15 protein-coding genes are annotated in these 18,365 nt (G+C 69.3%); 11 read left to right on the forward strand and 4 right to left on the reverse strand.

Annotated features, from left to right (window positions below; translation table 11 throughout):
- From RM812_RS05065 to RM812_RS05080, 4 genes are all read left to right on the forward strand, one after another.
- Positions 1 to 670: VWA domain-containing protein (locus RM812_RS05065; RefSeq protein ID WP_311571176.1), on the forward strand; the 670-nt coding region annotated here is incomplete at its 5' end.
- A gap of 160 nt (positions 671 to 830) precedes the next feature.
- Positions 831 to 2,447, forward strand: a complete 1,617-nt coding sequence (gene metG / locus RM812_RS05070) for a methionine--tRNA ligase (protein ID WP_311571177.1) — start codon at positions 831 to 833, stop codon at positions 2,445 to 2,447.
- Positions 2,448 to 2,564: 117 nt separating this feature from the next.
- Positions 2,565 to 2,930, forward strand: a complete 366-nt coding sequence (locus RM812_RS05075; RefSeq protein ID WP_217140449.1) for a PH domain-containing protein — start codon at positions 2,565 to 2,567, stop codon at positions 2,928 to 2,930.
- Positions 2,931 to 3,031: 101 nt separating this feature from the next.
- Positions 3,032 to 3,967, forward strand: coding sequence for a hypothetical protein (locus tag RM812_RS05080; RefSeq protein WP_311571178.1), 936 nt, complete (start codon positions 3,032 to 3,034; stop codon positions 3,965 to 3,967).
- Between the two features lie 84 nt (positions 3,968 to 4,051).
- Here RM812_RS05080 and aspS read toward each other — a convergent pair whose 3' ends face one another.
- Positions 4,052 to 5,815, reverse strand: coding sequence for an aspartate--tRNA ligase (gene aspS / locus RM812_RS05085; protein ID WP_311571179.1), 1,764 nt, complete (start codon positions 5,813 to 5,815; stop codon positions 4,052 to 4,054).
- A gap of 162 nt (positions 5,816 to 5,977) precedes the next feature.
- Between aspS and RM812_RS05090 the strand changes: the two genes are divergently transcribed.
- Positions 5,978 to 8,155, forward strand: a complete 2,178-nt coding sequence (locus RM812_RS05090) for a SpoIIE family protein phosphatase (protein ID WP_311571180.1) — start codon at positions 5,978 to 5,980, stop codon at positions 8,153 to 8,155.
- Here the strand turns inward: RM812_RS05090 and RM812_RS05095 are convergent.
- From RM812_RS05095 to RM812_RS05105, 3 genes are all read right to left on the reverse strand, one after another.
- Complete coding sequence (locus tag RM812_RS05095) at positions 8,074 to 9,171, reverse strand: AI-2E family transporter (RefSeq protein WP_311571181.1); 1,098 nt, start codon at positions 9,169 to 9,171, stop codon at positions 8,074 to 8,076. The genes RM812_RS05090 and RM812_RS05095 overlap by 82 nt on opposite strands.
- 97 nt (positions 9,172 to 9,268) lie before the next feature.
- Positions 9,269 to 10,246 carry a pirin family protein gene (locus tag RM812_RS05100; RefSeq protein WP_311571182.1) on the reverse strand — a complete coding sequence of 326 codons (978 nt, stop codon included), beginning with the start codon at positions 10,244 to 10,246 and terminating at the stop codon, positions 9,269 to 9,271.
- 148 nt (positions 10,247 to 10,394) lie between these two features.
- Positions 10,395 to 10,862 carry an SseB family protein gene (locus RM812_RS05105; protein WP_217140430.1) on the reverse strand — a complete coding sequence of 156 codons (468 nt, stop codon included), beginning with the start codon at positions 10,860 to 10,862 and terminating at the stop codon, positions 10,395 to 10,397.
- A 161-nt stretch (positions 10,863 to 11,023) separates the two neighbouring features.
- Between RM812_RS05105 and RM812_RS05110 the strand changes: the two genes are divergently transcribed.
- The 6 genes from RM812_RS05110 (at position 11,024) to RM812_RS05135 (ending at position 18,296) form a co-directional block, all read left to right on the forward strand.
- Positions 11,024 to 12,850, forward strand: coding sequence for an acyl-CoA dehydrogenase (locus RM812_RS05110; RefSeq protein WP_311571183.1), 1,827 nt, complete (start codon positions 11,024 to 11,026; stop codon positions 12,848 to 12,850).
- 88 nt (positions 12,851 to 12,938) lie between these two features.
- A complete protein-coding gene (locus RM812_RS05115; RefSeq protein ID WP_311571184.1) occupies positions 12,939 to 14,237 on the forward strand; it encodes a M18 family aminopeptidase in 1,299 nt (432 codons plus the stop codon).
- Positions 14,238 to 14,339: 102 nt separating this feature from the next.
- The gene (locus RM812_RS05120; RefSeq protein ID WP_217140427.1) at positions 14,340 to 14,591 is read left to right on the forward strand and encodes a DUF6458 family protein; all 252 of its coding nucleotides are present in this window, start codon (positions 14,340 to 14,342) and stop codon (positions 14,589 to 14,591) included.
- 79 nt (positions 14,592 to 14,670) lie between these two features.
- Positions 14,671 to 15,009, forward strand: coding sequence for a hypothetical protein (locus tag RM812_RS05125; RefSeq protein ID WP_311571185.1), 339 nt, complete (start codon positions 14,671 to 14,673; stop codon positions 15,007 to 15,009).
- A 396-nt stretch (positions 15,010 to 15,405) separates the two neighbouring features.
- A complete protein-coding gene (locus RM812_RS05130) occupies positions 15,406 to 15,858 on the forward strand; it encodes a hypothetical protein (RefSeq protein ID WP_311571186.1) in 453 nt (150 codons plus the stop codon).
- Between the two features lie 80 nt (positions 15,859 to 15,938).
- Positions 15,939 to 18,296: a hypothetical protein gene (locus RM812_RS05135; RefSeq protein ID WP_311571187.1), complete on the forward strand. Its 2,358-nt coding sequence runs from the start codon at positions 15,939 to 15,941 to the stop codon at positions 18,294 to 18,296.
- The last annotated feature ends 69 nt before the right edge of the window (positions 18,297 to 18,365 follow it).

Below are 18,365 nucleotides of genomic sequence, written 5' to 3' on the forward strand. Positions count from 1 at the left end.
CCCCAAACCCGCCACCCCCGCGGCGCGAATCCGCAGTCGCGCCCCCGGCCTCACCACCGCCTACAAGGCCGCCGCCACCGCCCTCAAGAAGCACCACCTCACCGGCACCCGCGCCAAGGTCCACCTCGTCCTCGACCGCTCCGCCTCCATGCGCCCGTACTACAAGGACGGCTCCGCCCAGGCCCTCGCCGAGCAGACCCTCGCCCTCGCCGCGCACCTCGACCCGGAGGCCAAGGTCCACGTCACGTTCTTCTCCACGGAAGTGGACGGCACCGGCGAGCTCACCCTCACCGACCACGAGAACAAGATCGACGAGCTGCACAGCACGCTCGGCCGCATGGGCCGTACCAGCTACCACGCCGCCGTCGAGACAGTCCTCGCCCGCCACGAGGAGGTCGCCGGACCGGGCACCCCCGCCCTGGTGGTCTTCCAGACCGACGGCGCCCCGGACGCCAAGACCCCCGCCACCCAGTCCCTCACCGACGCGGCGGCGAACCACCCGAACGTCCACTTCGCCTTCGTCGCCTTCGGCGACCCGGAGAACAAGGCCTTCGACTACCTCCGCAAGCTCAAGGCGGACAACGCGTCCCACTTCCTCGCCGGCGAGACCCCCAGGGAGCTCACCGACAAGGAGCTCTACGAGGGCGTACTGGCCACCTGGCGCCCGTAGCGGACCCTCAGGGCACCACAGGACACCCGCAGGACACCCGCAGGACAAAGAGCGCAACGCATCGGATCCACCCGCCGGGGGGCGGACAGGGAGCTTCACCCCTGTCCGCCCCCCGAAACGCGTGTGAGCCGATCTCCGTCGGGCCAGTAGGATTTCGACCATGGCGGCCACTGGAACCGAGAAGCAGGGTGGCAAGGCGTTCTACGTCAGCACCCCCATCTACTACGTCAACGACGCTCCTCACCTGGGCCACGCCTATACGACCGTCGCAGGCGACGTGCTCACCCGCTGGCACCGCCAGCGCGGCGAGAAGGTGTGGTACCTCACCGGCACGGACGAGCACGGTCAGAAGATCATGCGCACGGCCGAGGCCAACGGGGTCACCCCCCAGGCCTGGGCCGACAAGCTCGTCACCGAGGCCTGGAAGCCCCTGTGGGAGCACCTGGAGATCGCGAACGACGACTTCATCCGCACCACGCAGAAGCGGCACACCGACCGCGTCCAGGAGTTCGTGCAGGACCTGTACGACAAGGGCGAGATCTACAAGGGCGGCTACGAGGGCCCGTACTGCGTGGGCTGCGAGGAGTACAAGCTCCCCGGCGAGCTGCTCGACGGCGAGGGCGAGTACGCGGGTCAGAAGCTGTGCCCGATCCACAAGAAGCCGGTCGAGATCCTCAGTGAGGAGAACTACTTCTTCAAGCTGAGCGCGTACAGCGAGAAGCTGCTCGCCCACTACGAGGCCAACCCGGGCTTCATCCAGCCCGAGTCCGCGCGCAACGAGGTCGTGAACTTCGTCCGCCAGGGCCTGCAGGACCTCTCCATCTCCCGCTCGACGTTCGACTGGGGCATCCCGATCCCGTGGGACGAGAAGCACGTCATCTACGTGTGGGTCGACGCCCTGCTGAACTACGCGACGGCGGTCGGCTACAACGAGAACCCGGAGAAGTTCGAGGACACCTTCCCCGCCGACGTCCACCTGGTCGGCAAGGACATCCTCCGCTTCCACGCGATCATCTGGCCGGCGATGCTGATGGCGCAGGGTCTCCCGCTGCCCGGAAAGGTCGCCGCGAACGGCTGGCTGATGGTCGGCGGCGAGAAGATGAGCAAGTCCAACCTGACCGGCATCAAGCCGCAGGACCTGACCTCGCACTTCGGTGTGGACGCGTACCGCTGGTACTTCCTGCGGGCCATCGCCTTCGGCCAGGACGGCTCCTTCTCCTGGGAGGACTTCTCCGCCCGCTACACCAGCGAGCTCGCCAACGACTACGGCAATCTCGCCTCCCGCGTCGCCGCCATGGTCGGCAAGTACTTCGGCGGCGCGCTGCCGGCCTCGACGGCCGACGGGGACGCCGAGAAGGCGATCCACGACGGTCTGGCCAAGGCCGTCGCGGAGGCCGACCGGAAGATCGGCGAGGAGCTGGACTTCCAGGGCGGCATCCTGGCGGTGTTCGACTTCGTGAAGCAGGTCAACGGCTACATCACCGAGCAGGAACCCTGGAAGGTCGCCAAGGACGATTCGCCGGAGGGCAAGGCCCGCCTGGCGACGATCCTCTACACGGCCGCGGAGTCCCTCCGCGCCGTGGCGGTCCTGCTGAACCCGGTCATGCCGGACACCTCCCAGAAGCTCTGGGACTCCCTCGGTGCCGAGGCCTCCCTCGGCGCGCTCGCCGAGCAGCGGGTCCAGGACGCGGCCGACTGGGGCCGGCTGCCCGCCGGTGCGACGGTCACCAAGGGCGCGGTGCTCTTCCCGCGTCTCGAGGAGAAGCCGACCGCGTAACACGCCGGCTACAGCAGGGGCCCGGGGAAGGCGAGACCTTCTCCCGGGCCCCTGCTTTTGCGAAGATCGGATTCGTGCGGCCGTACGGTCGCCGTAGCTCACGTGGGGGGTTCAACCATGGCACTGTTCGGCAACGCGCACAGCATCGACCCGGCCCAGGCGCAGCAGGAGTACGCGCGTCTGCTCGGTCACGGCGAGCAGGTCCACGCCGCGTACCTGCTGATCCGCGACACCATCCTGTTCACCGACCGGCGCCTGATCCTGGTCGACAAGCAGGGCATCACCGGCAAGAAGACCGAGTACCACTCGATCCCGTACCGCAGCATCACCCACTTCGCGGTGGAGACGGCCGGCACCTTCGACCTCGACGCCGAGCTGAAGATCTGGCTCTCCGGCAGCGCGGCCCCGATCCAGAAGACCTTCACCAAGGGCGTCGACATCTACGAGGTCCAGGCGATCCTGACCCAGTTCGTGGCGCGCTGACCAGGACACGGGCCGGAGCAAGCGTTTCTCCCTCACTGGAACGGGTGAACACCTCGGCATATGCCAGCCGGTCATGCCGTGAGTCCGCTTGATTACTCCTCATGGTCACATCGACACACGAGGCCTCCCACCGGCTGTTCCAGGAGCATCCGGAGGCCCTCGCACCCGTCTTCGAGGCACTGGGGCTTCCGCCACCCTCGAAACAGGACTTCGACGAGCTCTCCCCCGACGCCACCGAGATCCGGCCCATGGAACGCCGCGTGGACTCGGTGTTCAGGTACGCACCCGACATGGGGGAGAACTTCCTGCTGGCCGTCGAGTCACAGACCAAGAAAGACCCCGACAAAGCAAGAAGCTGGGCGTACTACGTCGCGTACCTGTGTGCGAAGCACGACCTGCCGGTCGTCCTGGTGGCGGTGTGCCGGGACCGTGCCACGGCAAAGTGGGCCGTGGGCCCCTTCGAATGCGCCGTGGCCTCCTGGCCGACCCAGACCACCCGGCCGATCGTCCTGGGACCCCAGACCGTCCCCGCGGTGACCGACGAGGCGACCGTGGCCCGGCGCCCCGCCCTGGCGGTGCTCTCCGCAATCGTCCACAGCGAGAACCGCCGCGCACCCGACATACTGGAAGTCATTGCCCGCGGGCTGTTGTCCTTCGAACCGGACATCACGAAGTACTGGTTCGAGATGGTGGAAATCGGTCTGGAATCCACTCCGACCAGGGAGAACTGGAGAAAGCTGATGCAGGACGTCGTCACCCACTCCCCGCGGCACCGGACGCTGTTCGAGGAGAAGTATCTCGAGGGAAAGGCCGAAGGCAAGGCCGAAGGCGAGGCCCGCGGTGAGGCCAAGGGCGTGCTGCGGGTGCTGGAGGTGCGAGGCTTCGTGATCACCGACGCCGTACGCGAGCGCATCACCACGTGCACCGACCTCGCCCTCCTCAACGACTGGCTCGACCGCGCCGGGACGGTGGAGCGGGCGGAGGATCTGTTCGCCCCGGGCACGGGTCCGGCGGAACTCTCGGAAGAAGCTCCGTGAACCGAGAACCATCGGACCGCCGACCACGACAAAGGGGCCCGGAAACCGATCACATCGGTTCCCGGGCCCCTCGCGTGCGGACGCTTACTCCGGCTGCGGCTTGCGCACCGTCAGGTGCAGTTCCCTCAGCCGGGTCTCGTCCAGCTCGGTCGGCGCGCCCATCATCAGGTCCTGCGCGTTGCCGTTGAGCGGGAAGGCGATCGTCTCGCGGATGTTGGGCTCGTCGGCCAGCAGCATCACGATGCGGTCGACGCCGGGGGCGATGCCGCCGTGCGGCGGGGCGCCGAAACGGAAGGCGCGCAGCATGCCGGCGAACTCGCGCTCGACGGTCTCGGCGTCGTAGCCGGCGATCTCGAAGGCCTTGAGCATGATGTCCGGCTCGTGGTTCCGGATCGCGCCGGAGGACAGCTCCACACCGTTGCAGACGATGTCGTACTGCCAGGCCAGGATGTCCAGCGGGTCCTGGTTCTCCAGGGCCTCCATGCCGCCCTGCGGCATCGAGAAGGGGTTGTGGGAGAAGTCGATCTTCCCCGTGTCCTCGTCCTTCTCATACATCGGGAAGTCGACGATCCAGCAGAACCGGAAGACGTTCTCCTCGAAGTGCCCGGCGCGCCGGGCGGCCTCGACCCGCACCGCGCCCATGATCTTCGAGACCTCGTCGAACTCACCCGCGCCGAAGAAGACCGCGTGGCCGGGGGCCAGCGAGAGGCGCTTGGTCAGCTCCGCGACGTTCTCCTCGGTGAGGAACTTCGCGATCGGCCCGGTCAGCGAGCCGTCCTCACCGACGCGGACCCAGGCCAGGCCCTTGGCGCCCTGCGAGACGGCGTAGTCACCGAGCTGGTCGAAGAACTTCCGGGGCTGGGACGAGACGTCCGGGACGGGCAGCGCGCGCACGTGCTTGCCGGCGAAGGCCTTGAACTCCGAGCCCTCGAAGATGTCGGTGATGTCGACGAGCTCCAGCTTGGCCCGCAGGTCCGGCTTGTCGGAGCCGTACTTCAGCATCGCCTCGCGGAACGGGATGCGCGGGAAGGGCGAGGTCACGTGGCGGCCGTTGCCGAACTCCTCGAACAGCTCGGTCATCAGCTGCTCGATCGGGCGGAAGACGTCCTCCTGCTCGACGAAGCTCATCTCGACGTCGAGCTGGTAGAACTCGCCCGGCGAGCGGTCGGCGCGGGCGTCCTCGTCGCGGAAACAGGGCGCGATCTGGAAGTACCGGTCGAAGCCGGAGATCATCAGCAGCTGCTTGAACTGCTGCGGCGCCTGCGGGAGGGCGTAGAACCGGCCCGCGTGCAGGCGGGAGGGCACGACGAAGTCGCGGGCGCCCTCCGGGGAGGTGGCCGTGAGGATGGGCGTCGCCATCTCGTTGAAGCCGAGGGCCACCATCTTGCTGCGGATCGAGGAGATGACCGCCGTGCGCAGCATGATGTTGCGGTGCATGCGCTCGCGGCGCAGGTCCAGGAAGCGGTACTCCAGGCGCCGCTCCTCGTTGACCCCGTCCTCGGTGTTGATGGTGAAGGGCAGCGGCTGGGCGGCGCCGAGCAGCTCGACCTCGCCCACCTCGACCTCGACCTCACCGGTGGGCAGGTCGGGGTTGATGTTCTCGGCGCCCCGGGAGACGACCCGGCCGTCGACACGGACCGTCGACTCCTTGGTCAGCTTGTCCAGCGCCTCGTAGGCCTCGGTGCCCGGACGGGCGACGAGCTGCGTGATGCCGTAGTGATCGCGCAGATCGATGAAGAGGATGCCGCCCAGGTCGCGCCGATTGTGCAGCCAGCCACTCAGCCGGACGTCGGTGCCGACGTCAGAGGAGCGGAGCTCGCCGCAGGTGTGGGACCTGTACCGATGCATCGTCGTTCATCCAGCCTTCGCGGATCGGGGATGGCGTTTCGCGTTTCACGTGAAACAACCCCAGCGTACCGGGCACCCACAGCTGCATCCTCCCCATTGACGGGCGGGCGGCGCGAGGGCGAGCGGTGGCAGCGTGCGATCACCTCTTCCTACAGTGGAGAAATGCGCACCGATGAGCCCCTGCCGGAGGTGGGGGACATCCTTGCCGCTCTCGCGACCGGCTTGTGGCACTGGGACACCGCCACCGGAGAGGTCGCGGTCGATGCGGAGGCCGCCCGCCTGCTCGGGCTGCCCGCACGGGAGGCGAACCTCACCGAGGCGCAGGTCCGGTCCCGGCTGCATCCGGTGGACTGGAACGAGATCGCCGGGGTGGTCCGGCTCGCCGCCGCCGAGGGCACGCTCGCCGAGGTGCGGATCCGGGTCATGGACGAGCGGGGTCACATCGTCCGGGTCGTGCGCAGCCGTTCCAAGCCGTCGTTCGACCCCGTGCACAAGACGTACGAGCTGGTCGGCACCCTCCAGGAGGTCACCGACCCGTCGCCCGGTACGCCGGCCGGGCGCAGCACGGTCACCGGCGACTGGCGCCGCTCGCGGGAGGCGTTCCTGCTGGACGCGGGCCGGGCACTGGCCGAGGCGCGGTCCACCGAGGAGGTGATGCGGGTCGCGGCGGGGCTGTCGATGCCGGGGTTCTCCCCGGACGCACTCGCGGTGTTCGGGGTCTCGGGCGACCGCCTGACGGTCGTCGGCCATCGCGGGCAGCCGCAGAACGAGGCGAACCCGTTCGTGGACATGCCCCTGGACGCCGACTATCCGGCCGCCGAGGTGATCCGCACGGGCCGTGCCGTCTACCTCTCCTCCCCCGAGGAGTACCGGTCCCGCTTTCCCACGACCTGGCCGCTCGCCGAACGCTTCCATCGCCGTTCCTGGGCCTTCCTGCCGCTGATCGCCGGGGGTCGCACCATGGGCACGTGGCTCGCGGCCTTCACCCACCCGGTCGCCTTCACCCCGGACGAGCGGTCCGTGCTGACCACGGTGGCGCGGATGCTGGCCCAGGCCCTGTCCCGGGCGGGCGCCGCCGAGACCCAACGGGAGCTGACCGACGGGCTCCAGCGCTCCATGCTGCCCGTGCTCGGCCCGGAGATACCCGGCATGGGCATCGCCGCCCGCTACGTACCCACCGGCGGCGGCCTCCAGGTGGGCGGCGACTGGTACGACATGATCCCGCTGCCCGGGGGCCGCTTCGCCCTGGTCATCGGCGACGTCCAGGGTCACGACGTACGGGCGGCCGGGCTGATGGGCCAGCTGCGCATCGCCTTGCGCGCGTACGCGGCGGAGGGCCACCGCCCCGACGCGGTGCTCGCCCGCGCCTCCCACTTCTTCCACAGCCTCAGCCAGTCCGACGACGACCCCGGTGACCTTCGCTTCGCGACCTGCTACTACGCCGAGGTCGATCCAACGACCGGCACCGTGGAGAGCGCCCGCGCCGGACATCTGGACCCGGTCGTGCGCATGGCGGACGGGACCGCGCTGATCCTCGCCACGGCGGGCGGACTGCCCCTCGGCATCGACCCGGACACCGACTACCCGACCACGCGGTTCGCGCTGGAGCGCGGGGACACCCTGATGCTGTGCACGGACGGTCTGGTCGAGACCGGCGGCCACGACCTGCAGACCGGCTGGCACCGCCTCCGCGTGGTCCTGGAGGAGCACGCGGGCGGCCTGGAGGAGCTGGCCGACGCGCTGGTCCAGGCCGTGCACGGGCCCTCCTCGCACTACACCGTCGGCCCGCTGGCCGACCGGCGGGAGGACGACATCGCGCTGTTGCTGCTGTGCCGGCAGAGCGAGGAGTGCGGCTGCGGCGAGAGCACGGTGGCCCAGCCCCCGGTGCGCCGCACGATGCTGACGGTCGCGCAGTGCGAGCCCGCGCGGATCGCAGCCGCCCGCAGGCATCTGCGTGACCTGCTGCACGACTGGCCCAGCGAGGAACAGCAGGACGCGGCGGTGCTCCTGCTCTCCGAGATGCTGACGAACGTCCTGGTGCACACGGACACCGATGCCCTGCTGGTCGCCGAGGTCAGCGGGGAGCCGGGCGAGCGACGGATCCGGGTGGAGGTCACCGACAACGGCGACGACCTTCCGCACCGGCGCCGACCGGGGGAGATGGCGTCCTCCGGTCGCGGCCTGATGCTGATCGAGCTGCTGGCGGACGCGTGGGGCGTCGCCCCGCGTGGTGAGGGCAAGAGCATCTGGTACGAACTCTACGAGTACCCGGATCCCGGGGACGGCCCCGCGGACGGCGGCCGTCCGGGCGGCCCGGTGGACGGCTCACCGGCCGCGTAGCGCCCCTGGAGCTCGTGCACGATCCCGAACGCGGCGGCGGTGAGCGGAACGGCGAGCAGCATCCCCAGGATGCCCGCCACCGAAGCCCCCGCGGTGAGCGCCAGCAGCACGACCGCCGGATGCATCTGCACGGTCCGGCTCTGGACCATCGGCTGGAGCACGTGCCCCTCCAGCACCTGCACGGCCAGGACGACCCCGAGGGCCCACAGCGCGATGACGAACCCGCGGTCGGCGAGCGCGACCAGCACCGCGACGGCTCCGGAGATGAAGGCGCCGAGGTAGGGGATGTACGCGCCGACGAAGACCAGCGCGCCGAGCCCGACCGCGCCGGGGACGCGCAGGACGAGCAGACCGACGGTGATGCAGACCGCGTCGATGAGGGCGATGAGGGTGGTGCCCCGCATGAAGCCCTCGACGGCCTTGAAGGCCCGCCGGGCCATCGCCTCCACCATGTCGGCGCCGCCGGGCGGGGCGATCGCGCGCACCGTGCCGACGGCCCGGTCGGAGTCGCGCAGGAAGAAGAAGACGAGCAGCAGGGCGAGCACGGCCATGGCCAGCATCTCGCCGACCACACTCACCCCGGCGATCACCCCGGAGGCGGCCGTCCCGCCGAACTTGCCGAGCAGCTCGCGCGCGTTCGAGGCGACGTCGTCCAGCGAGGTACCGGCCGCCCCGAAGTGGTCGGCGACCCCCTGTGCCGCGTCCCGGAGCGAGGCGATGATCTGGTCGCCGGTGTCGATGAGCGCGGCGACCACGATGTACACGGCCCCGCCCACCACGGCCACGACGGCGACACAGGTGAGCCCGGCGGCCAGCGACCGCTGCACACGGGCCCGCACCAGCCGCCGGAACAGCGGCCTGAGCAGGGCGGTGCCGAGCAGCGCGAGCAGCGCCGGCGTGACCGCGGTGCGGAACTCGACGCAGAGCCGGATCGCGACATAGACGACCCCGCTGGCGAGCAGGATGACGGCACACCAGGCGGCGAAACGGCGGACCGGGCCGGGAAGCAGCTGCACGGTCCCAGCCGATCACGCCCCGGGCGGGCTGTCCTGCGCGCACAGCCCACCCGGGTGACACGGCGTCAGCGTGACGCGGCGTCAGGCGGCACCGCCCTCAGGCGTCCGGCCCCGCCGACGACATGCCGTGCACCGCAGGGACGGTGCCGAGCCGGCCCTTCTGGAAGTCCTCGAAGGCCTGCTGGAGCTCGTCGCGGGTGTTCATCACGAACGGGCCGTAGTGGGCCATCGGCTCGCGGATGGGCTGCCCGCCGAGCAGGACGACCTCCAGGTCGGGGGTGTGCGAGTCCTGCTTCTCGTCCGCGCGCACGGTCAGCGAGCCACCGGCGCCGAAGACCGCCGTCTGGCCCAGGTGGACCGGACGGCGCTCGGCACCGACCGAGCCCTTGCCCGCCAGCACGTACGCCAGGCCGTTGAAATCCTCGCGCCAGGGCAGGGTGACCTCCGCGCCCGGCGCGAGCGTCGCGTGGACCATCGTGATCGGCGTGTGCGTGATGCCGGGACCCTCGTGGCCGTCCAGCTCACCGGCGATGACGCGCAGCAGCGCGCCGCCGTCGGGGGAGGTGAGCAGCTGGACGGAGCGGCTGCGGATGTCCTGGTAGCGCGGGGCCATCATCTTGTCCTTGGCCGGGAGGTTCACCCACAGCTGGAGCCCGTGGAAGAGGCCGCCGGACATGACCAGCTGCTCCGGCGGCGCCTCGATGTGCAGCAGACCGGAGCCCGCCGTCATCCACTGGGTGTCGCCGTTGGTGATCGTGCCGCCACCCCCGTTGGAGTCCTGGTGGTCGAAGATCCCGTCGATGATGTACGTGACGGTCTCGAAGCCGCGGTGCGGGTGCCAGGGCGTCCCCTTCGGCTCCCCTGGCTGGTACTCCACCTCGCCCATCTGGTCCATCATGATGAACGGGTCGAGGTAGCGGTAGTTGATCCCGGCGAACGCGCGGCGAACCGGGAAGCCCTCGCCCTCGAAACCGCTGGGTGCGGTCGTGACGGTGAGCACGGGACGTGCGACGGCGTCGGCGGGTGCGGATACGCGGGGCAGCGTCAACGGGTTCTCGACGGTCACTGCAGGCATGTCGGTACCTCCTCGGGTACGCCCACTTTAGTTGAGCGTTGAACTTCTTGCCACCTCAAACGAAAAGGGTCCGGAGGGCATTCCCTCCGGACCCGAGGCGACGACAACCGGTCGGCCACCCGTGAAGCGACGACGTCTGGCCGTACGCCTAGCCGTACATGCGACGCATCGCGAAATCGACCATCTGTTCGACAGCCTTCGCGTCGAACACCATTCGGTGATCACCTTCCATGTCCAGCACGAAGCCGTAGCCGGTCGGCAGGAGGTCGATCACCTCCGCGCCGGTGATCACGAAGTACTTGGACTCCTTGCCCGCGTACCGGCGCAGTTCCTTGAGGGAGGTGAACATCGGGATCACCGGCTGCTGGGTGTTGTGCAGGGCGAGGAAGCCGGGGTTGTCGCCACGGGGGCAGTAGACCTTCGAGGTCGCGAAGATCTGCTGGAAGTCCTCGGCGGACATCTGCCCGGAGGTGAAGGCGCGCACCGCGTCCGCGAGCGAGGGCGGGGACGGCTCGGGGTACAGCGGCGGCTGCTGCTGCCCGTAGCCGCCCTGCATCTGCTGCTGCGGCGGGACGTAGCCCTGCTGTGCCCCTACGTTCTGGTCGTAGCCGTACATGCCGCAAAGACTACTGACCCCTCACGAGGGGTGGGTCACAGATGTCCCGATCGGGGTTGCTTCTTATTACCGACGGGTAGCATCATCGTAGCTACTTGTTGGTACGTGAACTAGCGCGAGGAGTCAGTGCCTCGCCGATCTCTCTCTACGGAGCCGTCGCCATGGGGCACTACAAGCCGAATCTCCGGGACATCGAGTTCAACCTCTTCGAGGTGCTCGGCCGTGACAAGGTGTACGGCACGGGCCCGTTCGCGGAGATGGACACCGACACCGCCAAGAGCGTCCTGGAAGAGCTGACCCGCCTCTCCGAGAACGAGCTGGCCGAGTCCTTCACCGACGCCGACCGCAACCCGCCGGTCTTCGACCCGGAGACCAGCACCGCACCGGTCCCCGCGTCCTTCAAGAAGAGCTACCAGGCCTTCATGGACTCCGAGTACTGGCGCCTCGGCCTGCCCGAGGAGATCGGCGGCACCACCTCGCCCCGCTCCCTGATCTGGGCCTACGCGGAGCTGATCCTCGGCGCCAACCCGGCCGTGTGGATGTACTCCTCGGGCCCGGCGTTCGCCGGCATCCTCTTCGAGGAGGGCAACGAGGTCCAGAAGCACATCGCGAAGATCGCCGTCGAGAAGCAGTGGGGCTCCACCATGGTCCTCACCGAGCCGGACGCCGGCTCGGACGTCGGCGCCGGCCGCACCAAGGCGGTCCAGCAGGAGGACGGCTCCTGGCACATCGAGGGCGTCAAGCGCTTCATCACGTCCGGCGAGCACGACATGTCGGAGAACATCCTCCACTACGTCCTCGCCCGCCCCGAGGGCGCCGGCCCCGGCACCAAGGGCCTGTCCCTCTTCCTCGTCCCGAAGTACGAGTTCGACTTCGAGACCGGCGAGCTGGGCGAGCGCAACGGCGTCTACGCCACCAACGTCGAGCACAAGATGGGCCTGAAGGCCTCCAACACCTGCGAGATGACCTTCGGCGACCGCCACCCCGCCAAGGGCTGGCTGATCGGCGACAAGCACGACGGCATCCGCCAGATGTTCCGCATCATCGAGTTCGCCCGCATGATGGTCGGCACGAAGGCGATCTCCACCCTCTCCACGGGCTACCTCAACGCCCTGGAGTACGCCAAGGAGCGCGTCCAGGGCCCCGACCTGGCCAACTTCATGGACAAGACGGCCCCCAAGGTCACCATCACGCACCATCCGGACGTGCGCCGCTCCCTGATGACGCAGAAGGCGTACGCCGAGGGCATGCGCGCGCTGGTGATGTACACGGCCTCCGTCCAGGACGAGATCCAGGTCAAGGAGGCGAACGGCGAGGACGCCGCCACCGAGCACGCCCTCAACGACCTCCTCCTGCCGATCGTCAAGGGCTACGGCTCGGAGAAGGCCTACGAGCAGCTCGCCCAGTCGCTCCAGACCTTCGGCGGCTCCGGGTTCCTCCAGGAGTACCCGATCGAGCAGTACATCCGCGACGCCAAGATCGACACCCTGTACGAGGGCACCACGGCGATCCAGGGCCAGGACTACTTCTTCCGGAAGATCGTACGCAACCAGGGCGCCGCGCTGAACTCGCTCGCCGAGGACATCAAGAAGTTCCTGGCGCTCGGCACCGGCGGCGAGGAGCTGTCCGGCGCCCGCGAGCACCTCGCCAAGGCCGCCGTCGAGCTGGAGGCCATCGTCGGCGTCATGCTCACCGACCTCGCCGCCACCGAGCAGGACGTCAAGAACATCTACAAGGTGGGCCTGAACACCACCCGCCTGCTGCTCGCCTCCGGCGACGTCATCGTCGGCTACCTGCTCCTCAAGGGCGCCGCGATCGCCGCCGAGAAGCTGCCGACCGCGTCCGCCAAGGACAAGCCGTTCTACACCGGCAAGATCGCCGCCGCGAAGTTCTTCGCCGCCAACGTCCTGCCGGGCGTCACCCTGGCCCGCAAGGTCGCCCAGGGCGTCGAGCTGGACCTGATGGAGCTGGACGAGGCGGCGTTCTAGTCCGGTCTCCACACTCCCCACACACCCTCACGAGGGCCCGCTCCCGGCAGACGGGAAGCGGGCCCTCGCACGTCGTTAAGGTGAACTCATGAGCGCACCCCTCCGCTTCGACCGCGGCCACACCGACGACCTGATGACCTTCCTGGCGGCGAGCCCGACGCCGTACCACGCCGTGGCGAACGCCGCCGAGCGGCTGGAGAAGGCGGGCTTCCGGCAGGTCTCGGAGACGGACGCCTGGGAGGGGACGAGCGGCGGCAAGTACGTGCTGCGCGGCGGCGCGATCGTGGCCTGGTACGTCCCCGAGGGCGCCGATCCGCACACCCCCTTCCGCATCGTCGGCGCCCACACCGACTCCCCCAACCTGCGGGTGAAGCCGCGCCCCGACACCGGGGCGCACGGCTGGCGCCAGGTCGCCGTGGAGATCTACGGCGGCCCGCTGATGAACTCCTGGCTGGACCGCGACCTGGGCCTGGCCGGCCGCCTCTCGCTGCGCGACGGCTCGACCCGCCTGGTGAACGTCGACCGCCCGCTGCTCCGCGTCCCGCAGCTCGCCATCCACATGGACCGCAACGTGTCCGCGGAGGGCCTCAAGCTCGACAAGCAGCGCCACCTCCAGCCCGTCTGGGGCCTGGCGGACACCGTGCGCGACGGCGACCTGATCGCCTTCCTGGAGGAGGAGGCGGGTCTCGGCCGCGGCGAGGTCACCGGCTGGGACCTGATGACCCACTCCGTGGAGCCCCCGGCGTACCTGGGCCGCGACAAGGAACTCGTGGCCGGCCCGCGCATGGACAACCTCCTGTCCGTGCACGCCGGCGTGGCCGCCCTGGCCGCGGTCGCGACCTCCGGCGCGGACCTTCCGTACCTCCCCGTCCTGGCCGCCTTCGACCACGAGGAGACCGGCTCCCAGTCGGACACGGGCGCCGACGGCCCGCTCCTCGGCAGCGTGCTGGAACGCTCGGTGTTCGCGCGCGGCGGCTCGTACGAGGACCGGGCCAGGGCGTTCGCCGGCACGGTGTGCCTGTCGTCGGACACGGGCCACGCCGTCCACCCCAACTACGCCGAGCGGCACGACCCGACGCACCACCCGCGCGTCAACGGCGGACCGCTCCTCAAGGTCAACGTCAACAACCGCTACGCCACGGACGGTTCGGGGCGGGCGGTGTTCGCCGCCGCCTGCGAGAAGGCGAACGTCCCCTTCCAGACCTTCGTCTCCAACAACTCCATGCCCTGCGGCACCACCATCGGCCCCATCACCGCGGCCCGGCACGGCATCAGCACCGTCGACATCGGCGCGGCCATCCTGTCGATGCACAGCGCCCGGGAGTTGTGCGGCGCCGACGACCCGCACCTGCTGGCGAACGCGCTGGTGGCGTTCCTGGGGGGTTAGAACGACCCGCCGCAGCATGGGGGTTGACACCCGGGGTACCCGCACGGAACCGGATCGGCCGGAAACCCGGAACCGACCGGCTCTGACAGGGAGGCAACACTCATGGGCCTCGGCGGGTGCATCATCCTCATCGCCGTGGGAGCCATCCTCACGTTCGCCACCGACTGGGACATGCAGGGCGTCAACCTCGACCTGGTCGGTGTCATCTTCATGATCGTCGGCCTGATCGGTGTCGCGACCTTCAGCAGCATCGCCCGGCGCCGGCGCGTCGTGATGCCGCCGACCACCCCGGTCGTCGAGGAACGGCCCCACCACCACACGCGGGACGGGTACAGCGACGGCTACGGCGCCTGACGGCTGAACCCGCCTGCTGTCAGGTGGGTTCAGCCGTTTCCCATACAACTCGCCTACTAACTCAGTAATCTACTGAGTTATGGACTTCACAATTATCAAGCACGCCGTCGAAGTCGACCACGGCATCAAGCGGCTGTCCATGCGCTTCATCAAAAAGCACGCCGCGCCGGAACGTGCCCGACTGAGCACGGAGTTGTGTGCGGAGATCGGCGAGGAGTTCGAGCGCATCGGGCTCACCACTCTGCCGCGGACGCTCCCGACGTCCGAGAACGAGTTCGTCTGGGTCATACAGCGCGACAGCGCCCTCGGCGAGGTCGCCGCCGTCGCGGCGGCGCTGGCCGACCTGGAGAAGCTGAAGATGAACCCATTGCCTCAGGTCTTCACCAACTACCCCCTTGCCCAGCGGTACTTGACCTAGATCGCCTACGGCATCCGGCGTACCTGAATTGGCAGGCACCCCCTGGGCTAAAAGTGGTGCGGTGGGCCATGGCGCGTGCGTAGCGTTGATCCCAACAGAGGGCGACCGTCTCAGGACTGACAGTCGCCACCTCGGCATCAACGGCAACCGCACCGTCCAGGAGCCCCCATGAGCAGCGCCGAAGAGATACCCGCCCCACACGATGACCCCCTCTTCGTCATCGGCGCCTCGGGGCGATTGCCGGTTCGCGCGATCAGCGCACTGGAACTGAGACGCACGGAGGTCCAGGGACATCTGCACAAGTGGCGAGCCCTGCTTGGCGATCGGCTGCACACCACCAAAAAGGGGCTGTTACCACACCCCAGCAGACTCGTCAAGGGTGAATATGACGCTCGCATGGCGACCACCAGTGCGGCGACCGCACGCGCCCTGGGCCACCGGTGCGGCAGACGGCTGGCCGAGTCGCTCGCCGAGTCCCCCAGACTGCACGTCTCCCGCCTGACCAAGCGGCACGCTCGGCAGGCCGAACGGGACATTCTCGAGTGGCTGTGCACGCTCCTTGACGGACGGCCCTCCGGCCTCGCCCTCATCCACACCAGCCGCGGAGTTCTCTGGTACCGCCTCACCGCGGAGGGTCCGGACCTCGAACCCCTTGCACCGGACTCTGCCGTCCGGCAGGCCCTTTCCGCCAGTCCGGCCGAGATCGAGCTGCTCCTGACCCCCGCAAAACTCGCTGCCTACGCTGCTTACCAGCACTGGTGCTACCCGGACCCTCACTGCAGGCCCGCCTGGCTCCCGTCGGAGCTGCCTTGGGCAGACAAGTACCTCACCCTCGACATCACCGCATAACGCTCCGCCCGGGCGGCGAGTTCACCGACTCGCCGCCCTTCAGGCGTTTCGCTCCAGACCACCTCAGGAGGCTCACACCCATGACCACCGGCACACCCGCCGCCCTTTCCCTCGACGTCGAGTGGGGGAAGGACTCCCTCCGGGTCACCAACATCTCGGCCCAGCTGCCCCCGGATCCCACGGACAGCCAGATCGCCACAGTCGTGGAAGCGGGCCGGGCCAACCCGAGCACCTGGCTGCCGGACCCGTCCTGGGAGGCCATCGCGCGGGCCACACCTCGCCCCGAACCACTGGCGGTTCAGCTTCACCCGACTGCGGACGACCCTTCGGGTCTCCTGATGGTCGAGAACGTCGAAGGCGCGACCCTGCGTTCCGTCGTCACCCGGATCCTGCTGAGCGAGCTGTTCCCGGGCCCTCAGCCGCGTACGGGCATGGAAGTGTCCGAGGTGGCCGACCCACACGTACTCGGTATCACGCACGAGGGCCGTCCCGCCGCGCTCGTGGAGTACCGCTACGAGAACCTCGCTCACCTGCGCAACCACGTGTGGCAGACCATCTACGCGACCCTCTCGCTCAACAGCTATGCCACCTCCATCCTCACGCGTTCCGTCACCAGGAACCTGATCACCCACCCCGTGAGGATCGGCTTCGAGGACGGCACCGAGCCGCTCCACGTGCTCGTCGTCCGCGACGGCATCACCCGGCTCGCCAGCGCCTGGGCGGTCCAGGCCGGTCACGGCGCCGACCCCGCGGAGGTCGCCGAACTGGCGACGGACGCACTGCTCGGCAGGGCCACCGCGATGACGGCCGCGGGTCCCGGTCTCGGGCCTCGGCTGGCAGCCGCCCGGGCGCGGTGGCGGCAGGGGCTGCGTGAGGAGTTCGACCAGGAGATGAAGGGCGCGGCACCGGGACTCCGAGCCGCCCAGATCGCCCAGTCCTATGTCGTCCCGGCCCAGATCGCCATCGGCGTCGAGAGCCACGACGGCCGGGTGCTGTCCGCCGAGGACGTCTTCGACGACGCCATCCGGTCCGTACTGGCCTCCGTGCACGTCGAGTTCAAGCAGTGGGACGCAGCCGCCCAGAACGTGGAGGTCATCACCCGAGCCCTGAAGCGGATCATCCAGCAGGGCGATCCGCGCTGGAACACGGCCGAACTCCAGGCGGTGTACGGCCTCGCCGTCGGCCGGATCCCCGTGGCCGACCTTCCGCAGGTCTTCGGAGGCAACCCGGCTCCGCCCGGCACCGCGCTGTGGCGCGCCGTCTACCTGGTCAGCGCCATGACCCAGCCGGACCTCCTGGAGCTGCTCAAGGACCAGGCCAAGGCCATCAAGGGCGGCAAGCGGATGAGCATGAAGGGGTTCGGCGAGTTGCTGGGCCCGATCATCGACCTGCCCTGGCGTGCGCAGAAGAAGCTCGTGACCAAGCAGGCCCGCAACGCGTGGAACAACGGCGGTGTGCTGTCCAACGACGTCGCCAGGGACTGGACACCAGTGCCCACCGACGACTTCACGACGCTGATCGAACCGGCGATGGAGGGCGACTATGACGCCCGCCGCACCCTGGCCGTGGCCGGCGGGGTGGCACTGATCGCCGACAAGCTTCTGACCAGGAACGTCGGCTCCTCCCTCGGCGTAAAGCGGGAGAAGGGCGGGGTGCCTTTCCGGTCCGACGTCAACAAGGTCGTCGAGGGACTTTCCCGCCAGACGAACGAACTCGGGCTGTGGACGCTCGCGCTGGCCGCCAACAGCTTCCGCAGCGACGACCTGCCGCAGAACTCCGTGCCGAAGCAGAGCCTCACCGGCAAGGGGACGACCACATCCGACGAGCGGCCCTACGTCTACTTCAAGGTGGACCTCGCCGCCGAGGACCGCATCGCCCGGGACGCCGCGGGCGTGCCCGTGCCGCTGTACGAGTGGGATGTCGTGGCGGCCTCGGACCCGGGCCGGGCGACACCGCTCGTGGTGCCGTCGTCGCCCGCCTCCCCGGCGTCGGCCCACGTGCCGCCGCCGACCGCGGTGGGCGGCGAGCCGGAGCCGGCTGAGGGGGACGAGCCCACCGACGCCGCGCCCGGCGCCCCGGCCCCCGGGGCGGACCCCGTGACCGCCCTGTTCCATTACGGCGTCGTACCCGACCCCCGGAGCCAGGACCCATCGGTTCCGCCCAGCCGGCGTGCCGCCGCTCATCGCAAGGCCCTCCACCTCGGCGTACTGGGGGCCAGGGACGCCCTTGACCATCTGCACGTCCTGGACCCCGAGGTCGGGGGGCACACCCCGATCGTCCCTGTGGAACAGCTTGACGAGTTGCACGACCTCCTGGTCGGCATCCTGACGGACGTGGAGAACCTTCGGCGCAGGACCGGGGCTGACCATGCGGACCATGCACCGGAGGACGGTGACCCGGAGCCGGAGGAAGTCCTGGAACTCGCCCAGGACGGATGACTCTCGGCCTTCTCCGGGGGCGGTCTCGTCCATCCCGGCCAGGACGAGCGGAAGGCGGTCCGCCCCGCC

Source organism: Streptomyces lancefieldiae (assembly GCF_031845825.1).
Classification (GTDB): Bacteria; Actinomycetota; Actinomycetes; order Streptomycetales; family Streptomycetaceae; genus Streptomyces; species Streptomyces lancefieldiae.